Source organism: Sphingomonas parva (ex Maeng et al. 2020) (assembly GCF_004564275.1).
GTDB lineage: Bacteria > Pseudomonadota > Alphaproteobacteria > Sphingomonadales > Sphingomonadaceae > Allosphingosinicella > Allosphingosinicella parva.
Genome location: NZ_SPDV01000099.1, coordinates 1 through 6,103 on the forward strand (window position 1 = coordinate 1; position 6,103 = coordinate 6,103).

General features: G+C 68.1%; 5 protein-coding genes. 4 read left to right on the forward strand and 1 reads right to left on the reverse strand.

From position 1 onward, the window contains the following. Nucleotides 1-460 precede the first annotated feature (460 nt). The 4 genes from E2493_RS20740 (at nucleotide 461) to E2493_RS20755 (ending at nucleotide 5,253) form a co-directional block, all read left to right on the forward strand. On the forward strand, nucleotides 461-898 hold the full coding sequence (locus E2493_RS20740; RefSeq protein ID WP_135089928.1) for a hypothetical protein: 438 nt from the start codon (nucleotides 461-463) through the stop codon (nucleotides 896-898). A 938-nt stretch (nucleotides 899-1,836) separates the two neighbouring features. After that, the gene (locus E2493_RS20745) at nucleotides 1,837-2,274 is read left to right on the forward strand and encodes a hypothetical protein (protein ID WP_135089928.1); all 438 of its coding nucleotides are present in this window, start codon (nucleotides 1,837-1,839) and stop codon (nucleotides 2,272-2,274) included. A gap of 523 nt (nucleotides 2,275-2,797) precedes the next feature. After that, a complete protein-coding gene (locus E2493_RS20750) occupies nucleotides 2,798-4,480 on the forward strand; it encodes a GMC family oxidoreductase (RefSeq protein WP_135090663.1) in 1,683 nt (560 codons plus the stop codon). Continuing rightward, nucleotides 4,477-5,253 (forward strand): gluconate 2-dehydrogenase subunit 3 family protein, encoded by a 777-nt coding sequence (locus tag E2493_RS20755; protein ID WP_135090665.1) that lies wholly within the window; start codon nucleotides 4,477-4,479, stop codon nucleotides 5,251-5,253. Before E2493_RS20750 ends, E2493_RS20755 begins: the two co-directional genes overlap by 4 nt. A gap of 349 nt (nucleotides 5,254-5,602) precedes the next feature. Here the strand turns inward: E2493_RS20755 and E2493_RS20760 are convergent. After that, a partial coding sequence (locus tag E2493_RS20760; RefSeq protein WP_191993021.1) for a transposase occupies nucleotides 5,603-6,103 on the reverse strand: 501 nt, incomplete at its 5' end.

The following is a 6,103-nucleotide window of genomic DNA, read 5'->3' on the forward strand; positions in this document are numbered from 1 at the left end:
ATCGCCGGCGAACGGGCCCGCGCGAGGCCCGCATGAAGGTGGTGGCGAACCAAAGCATGTCGGCGCTGGATCCGGACCCCTGTTCGCCCGGCGACAGCGACAACGTTGTCGTCAACGTCGCCAAGCCTAAGAAATAGCAGCGCGCGGGCGCTGCTGTCCTCACGCTCCGACCGATCAGGTTTCGGGAACCTGCCTGCGGATCGGCTGCGTCAGTGCAGTCGCCCAGGCGGCGGGCGCTCGCGGCACTGGCGGGCTTACCGAACGGTTTCCCCGCAGGGCAGCGAAGGCGAGGCTCGGCTAGGCGACTTGTCCGTGATCAATGCCTGATTGCGCGCGTGACGGCCGTCACGCGCATTCAGCCGCGCCCGTGCAATCCTGAGTGCGGCTGGACGTGGCGGCCGCATGCGTCCGCCCGCTTCTCCGGCCCTGTGAACCAACCGTCCAAGAGAGGAGATGCGCAATGACCGAGCTTTCGCTTCGCAGCCTCAAGGCTGCGGGCCGCGTCGACATCAGGTCGAAACAGCAGATGGGCCGTAGCCGCGCCGCAGGGCAGCGTGACTTCACCTATACCGTCGCGATCGATTGCGGCGACGGCAACACCGCGCAGTTCGTTTACATCCTGCGCGGCGACGCCGGCTCCTATCGCGAGGACTGGTGCGGAGACGTGCTCAACGGTGTGCTGAGCTATGTCGAGGACATTGTCTTCGAGGCCGATGGGCTCACGATTCCCGGCTTCGTCTACAATGGTGTCGACGATTTCGGCACATGGGGCTACTTCTTCAGCACCGACGAGGTGCCGGAGCTCGGTGCCTTCCTGGTCATGTACGGCGACGAGCATGTCGCTGGCCAGCCGTTCAACCCGGCAGGTATGTTCCTGGCGACCCGCACGTCCCCGTGAGCTGACGGCGTAACGGCGGCGAGCGCCGCCTTGCTCACGGCCAACTCCGCGAGACCCGTCCTGACGCCAGCGGCCTCGGCGGGCCTCGCGCTTCGATATCCATCCGGATCGGCAAGGAAAGGGACAACTCGTGTCACCTCCCAAAACGTCTGGGGACCGTCTGTGCAGAAGTGGATATCCGCCGAGCGTTCCGGCCGGGGATGCCCACCGATCCTTGGCGGATCGCTTCCTCATGGCTGGTGGCGGCGGGCGCGCGCTAGCGGCTGCTGGCGGCGCAGCATTGGCTCGCCGCCGGTAAGCTCGGCGTCGCTTATTCTGGGCACGTGGCGGCGCTGCGGGCCCAAGAGCAGATTCGTCGAGCACGCTATTTTGCTGAAGCCGCAGGACGCTTCCCGGATTGCCCCTTCTGGAGGAGACGGCGCGAAGGGGACCGTGCCGACGTCGCGCCCCCTTGCGCTCCCGCCCCCGCCCCGCGATGATCGCCGGCGAACGGGCCCGCGCGAGGCCCGCATGAAGGTGGTGGCGAACCAAAGCATGTCGGCGCTGGATCCGGACCCCTGTTCGCCCGGCGACAGCGACAACGTTGTCGTCAACGTCGCCAAGCCTAAGAAATAGCAGCGCGCGGGCGCTGCTGTCCTCACGCTCCGACCGATCAGGTTTCGGGAACCTGCCTGCGGATCGGCTGCGTCAGTGCAGTCGCCCAGGCGGCGGGCGCTCGCGGCACTGGCGGGCTTACCGAACGGTTTCCCCGCAGGGCAGCGAAGGCGAGGCTCGGCTAGGCGACTTGTCCGTGATCAATGCCTGATTGCGCGCGTGACGGCCGTCACGCGCATTCAGCCGCGCCCGTGCAATCCTGAGTGCGGCTGGACGTGGCGGCCGCATGCGTCCGCCCGCTTCTCCGGCCCTGTGAACCAACCGTCCAAGAGAGGAGATGCGCAATGACCGAGCTTTCGCTTCGCAGCCTCAAGGCTGCGGGCCGCGTCGACATCAGGTCGAAACAGCAGATGGGCCGTAGCCGCGCCGCAGGGCAGCGTGACTTCACCTATACCGTCGCGATCGATTGCGGCGACGGCAACACCGCGCAGTTCGTTTACATCCTGCGCGGCGACGCCGGCTCCTATCGCGAGGACTGGTGCGGAGACGTGCTCAACGGTGTGCTGAGCTATGTCGAGGACATTGTCTTCGAGGCCGATGGGCTCACGATTCCCGGCTTCGTCTACAATGGTGTCGACGATTTCGGCACATGGGGCTACTTCTTCAGCACCGACGAGGTGCCGGAGCTCGGTGCCTTCCTGGTCATGTACGGCGACGAGCATGTCGCTGGCCAGCCGTTCAACCCGGCAGGTATGTTCCTGGCGACCCGCACGTCCCCGTGAGCTGACGGCGTAACGGCGGCGAGCGCCGCCTTGCTCACGGCCAACTCCGCGAGACCCGTCCTGACGCCAGCGGCCTCGGCGGGCCTCGCGCTTCGATATCCATCCGGATCGGCAAGGAAAGGGACAACTCGTGTCACCTCCCAAAACGTCTGGGGACCGTCTGTGCAGAAGTGGATATCCGCCGAGCGTTCCGGCCGGGGATGCCCACCGATCCTTGGCGGATCGCTTCCTCATGGCTGGTGGCGGCGGGCGCGCGCTAGCGGCTGCTGGCGGCGCAGCATTGGCTCGCCGCCGGTAAGCTCGGCGTCGCTTATTCTGGGCACGTGGCGGCGCTGCGGGCCCAAGAGCAGATTCGTCGAGCACGCTATTTTGCTGAAGCCGCAGGACGCTTCCCGGATTGCCCCTTCTGGAGGAGACGGCGCGAAGGGGACCGTGCCGACGTCGCGCCCCCTTGCGCTCCCGCCCCCGCCCCGCGATGATCGCCGGCGAACGGGCCCGCGCGAGGCCCGCGTGAGGGGGCAGGATGGACGCGGACGTGATCGTCGTCGGCTCCGGCGTCGGCGGCAGCATGGCCGCTTACGCGCTGGGCAAGGCGGGTGTGAAGGTGGCGATGTTCGAGGCCGGGCGGCATTACGACCCGGAATCGGAAACGCCGATGATGAACTGGGACCGCGAGGCGCCCTTGCGGGCGGTCGGTACCCCGGACAAGCCGTTCGGCTATTATGACGCGACCGTCGACGGCGGCTGGCAGGTGCCCGGCGAGCCCTACACTGTCGCCGACGGCTCGACCTTCACCTGGTGGCGCTCGCGCATGCTCGGCGGCCGCACCAACCACTGGGCGCGCCACGTGCCGCGCTTCGGCCCGCTCGACTTCAAGCCGTACAGCCGCGACGGTCTCGGCGTCGACTGGCCGATCGATTATGACGAGATCAAGCCCTGGTACGACCGCGCCGAGCGGCTGATGGGCGTGATCGGCGAGAACATCGATCTGCCCAACGTGCCGCCGTCGCCGGCGAGCGTGCGCCAGCCGCCGCCCGTGCCCCGCGTTCCCGAATTGCTCCTGAAGGCTGCCTGCGACGATCTCGGCATCCCCTGCATCGCCCCGCCGCGCGCCGTCATCACCCGCCCGATCGACGGGCGCGACGCATGCTTCTACGCCTCGCCCTGCGACCGCGGCTGCTCGATCCGCGCCAATTTCCAGGCGGTGACGGTGCTGCTGCCCCCGGCGCTCGCCACCGGCAACGTCACCGTCACCACCGACGCAATGGTCGCCGAGGTCCTGCTCGACCAGGCCGGCAAGGCGAACGGCATCCGCTACGTCGACAAGAAGACCGGCGAGTGGCGGGAGGCGCGGGCCAAGGCGGTGGTGCTCGCCGCCAGCGCCTGCGAGAGCGCCCGCATCCTGCTCAACTCGAAGAGCGGCAATTTCCCGAACGGACTCGGCAACAGCTCCGGACAGGTCGGCCGCAATCTGATGGACACGGTCGGCTTCGGCATGGGCGCCCGCGTCCCCGCCCTGGAGGGCCGGCCGCGCTACAATGAGGACGGCATCTCCTTCGCCCATGTCTACATGCCTTGGTGGCAGGACGATCGGCACAAGGAGCTCGGTTTCCCGCGCGGCTATCATCTCGAGGTCTGGGGCGACTGGACCAAGCACCCCGGCATGGGCCACGGCTGGAACAGCCTCAACTTTGACGGTTTCGGGCCGGGCCTGCGCGAGCACATGCGCCGCAGCTTCGGCACCACGATCGGCATGGCCGGCCGCGGCGAGATGATCCCCAACGACGATTGCTTCTGCGAGCTCGATCCGCAGGTGAAGGACCGCTGGGGCATTCCCGTCCTCCGCTTCCACTGGAAATGGTCGGAACACGAGATCCGCCAGGCCGAGCACATGCGCAGCACGATGCTTCGGATCTTCGACCGGATCGGCGCGAAGCTCGACAATCCGAAGGACGCCGAAGGGCCGGTCAAGATCAGCGCCGGCGGCGAGATGATCCACGAGGTCGGCACCGCGAGGATGGGCGGCGACCGGAAGAGCTCGGTCGTCGATCCGACCGGCCAGGCCTGGGACGTGCCCGGCCTGTGGCTGATGGACGGCTCCGTCCTCCCGTCCAATCCGGACAAGAACCCGACCCTGACGATCATGGCGCTGGCCTGGCGGAGCAGCGTCGCGATGCTGAAGGCCTCGAAGGGAGCGAGAGCATGAGCGGGGAGGAGAGGGAAGAGGCCCCGATCGCAACGACGGCCGCGGACGGCAAAGGCATCCGGGTCGATCGCCGCGTCACCCTCAGCTGGCTCGCCGGCGCGATGGCCGCGGCCGCGGCGCCTTTGCGCGGCGCCTACGCCGCCCCGCCGGCCGGTCCCGCGGCCACCGCCCAGCCCGGCACCGCCACCACCCCGCCCGACGCACCGCCGGCCTGGCCGAACGCCGAGGTGAAGGCGATCAATGCCTCCGGCTACGGCACCGATCCGAAGATGCTCGAGCCCACAGTCCCCTGGCCCCGCACGCTCGGTAAGGAGGAGCTGCGCACGGTCGCCGCGATCTGCGACACCATCCTGCCGGCGGAAGGCCAATGGCCGGCGCCGAGCGCGATCGGCATCCAGGACTTCGTCGACGAATGGATCAGCGCGCCCTACCCCGACCAGCAGGCAGACCGCGTCCTGGTGCTGAGCGGCCTCGCCTGGCTCGAGGCGGCGCAGAAGCCCCGCCAGGCCGGTACCAGCTTCGCCGATCTCGACGAAAAGAAGCGCGCCGCTCTCCTCCACGCCGCCGCCGCGGCCGACCCGAAGGGCAGGGCCTTCGTCGACAAGATGAAGTTCCTCACCACCGGCGCTTACTACACCAGCGAGCCCGGCATCGGCGAGCTCGGCTACATCGGCAACGAGCCGCTTGAGGGGGATTATCCCGGCCCGACGAAGGAGGCGCTGGCGCATCTCGACGGCGTGCTGAGGGGGATGGGACTGAGGCGGAAGGGGTAGCAGCGGCCGCCTCAGCCATCCTCCCTGTCGCTGAAGGCGATGGGGAGGGGGGACCGCCCGAAGGGTGGTGGGGGGGCGGGGAGCTGTAGAGGGGCGTGGGTCAGCCGCTCGCCAGGCGACCGCGGTAAGGGCAGGCGTACTCATGAATGTGCGCCCATTGGATCGCCGATCTCAACCGACTGACCCTGGCCGGAAACGGACCCTCTGCTTTGAGGCGATGACTTGGAAAAGCGGACCTCCAGCCCGGGCGGGGTGGCTACTTCCGGTGGCGACCGATAGTGTTGAAAAACGTCTGCTACTGACAAGAGCGGACGTTGCTGCGGTTGAGCGCGAGCACGGCTGAGCGGGATCACCCCGCCCTCGCCGGTGACGCCTCCGGGAGCAGCTTGGCCAGCTTGCGGAGGTTCTGGGCGGTGGCGGCGAGGAGGAATTCGTCTTTCGCTCCATTTGGTCCTCTCAGCCGCAACCGATCCACTTTCAGGATCCGCTTGAGGTGCGCGAACAGCATCTCGACCTTCTTCCGCTCACGCCGGGAGGTCAGGTAGGCGTCGGTCTGCGACAGGTCGCGGGCCATGTCGCGAGCGCCTTCGTGAATCGAGCGCGGTAGCTTGCGGGCGGGCTCGTTGGGACAGCATTGCGCCCTCAAGCCGCAGCTGTCGCAGTCGAGCTTGCTGGCGCGATAGAGCAAAGTGGCGCCGTCGTTGACGAGCGTGCCGCTGGTCCGCATCGGCTTGCCACCCGGGCAGCGATATTCGTCCCGTTGGCGGTCGTAGACGAATGCCTCGCGGCTGAAGGTGCCGTCGGTGCGACGCGACTTGTCGAAGACCGGGATGTGCGGCTCGATGCCGCG

What these genes read in the sequence shown, in the direction of transcription:
- E2493_RS20740 (WP_135089928.1), top strand. Translation starts at nt 461, where the DNA reads ATGACCGAGCTTTCGCTTCGCAGCCTCAAGGCTGCGGGCCGCGTCGAC.
- E2493_RS20745 (WP_135089928.1), top strand. Translation starts at nt 1,837, where the DNA reads ATGACCGAGCTTTCGCTTCGCAGCCTCAAGGCTGCGGGCCGCGTCGAC.
- E2493_RS20750 (WP_135090663.1), top strand. Translation starts at nt 2,798, where the DNA reads ATGGACGCGGACGTGATCGTCGTCGGCTCCGGCGTCGGCGGCAGCATG.
- E2493_RS20755 (WP_135090665.1), top strand. Translation starts at nt 4,477, where the DNA reads ATGAGCGGGGAGGAGAGGGAAGAGGCCCCGATCGCAACGACGGCCGCG.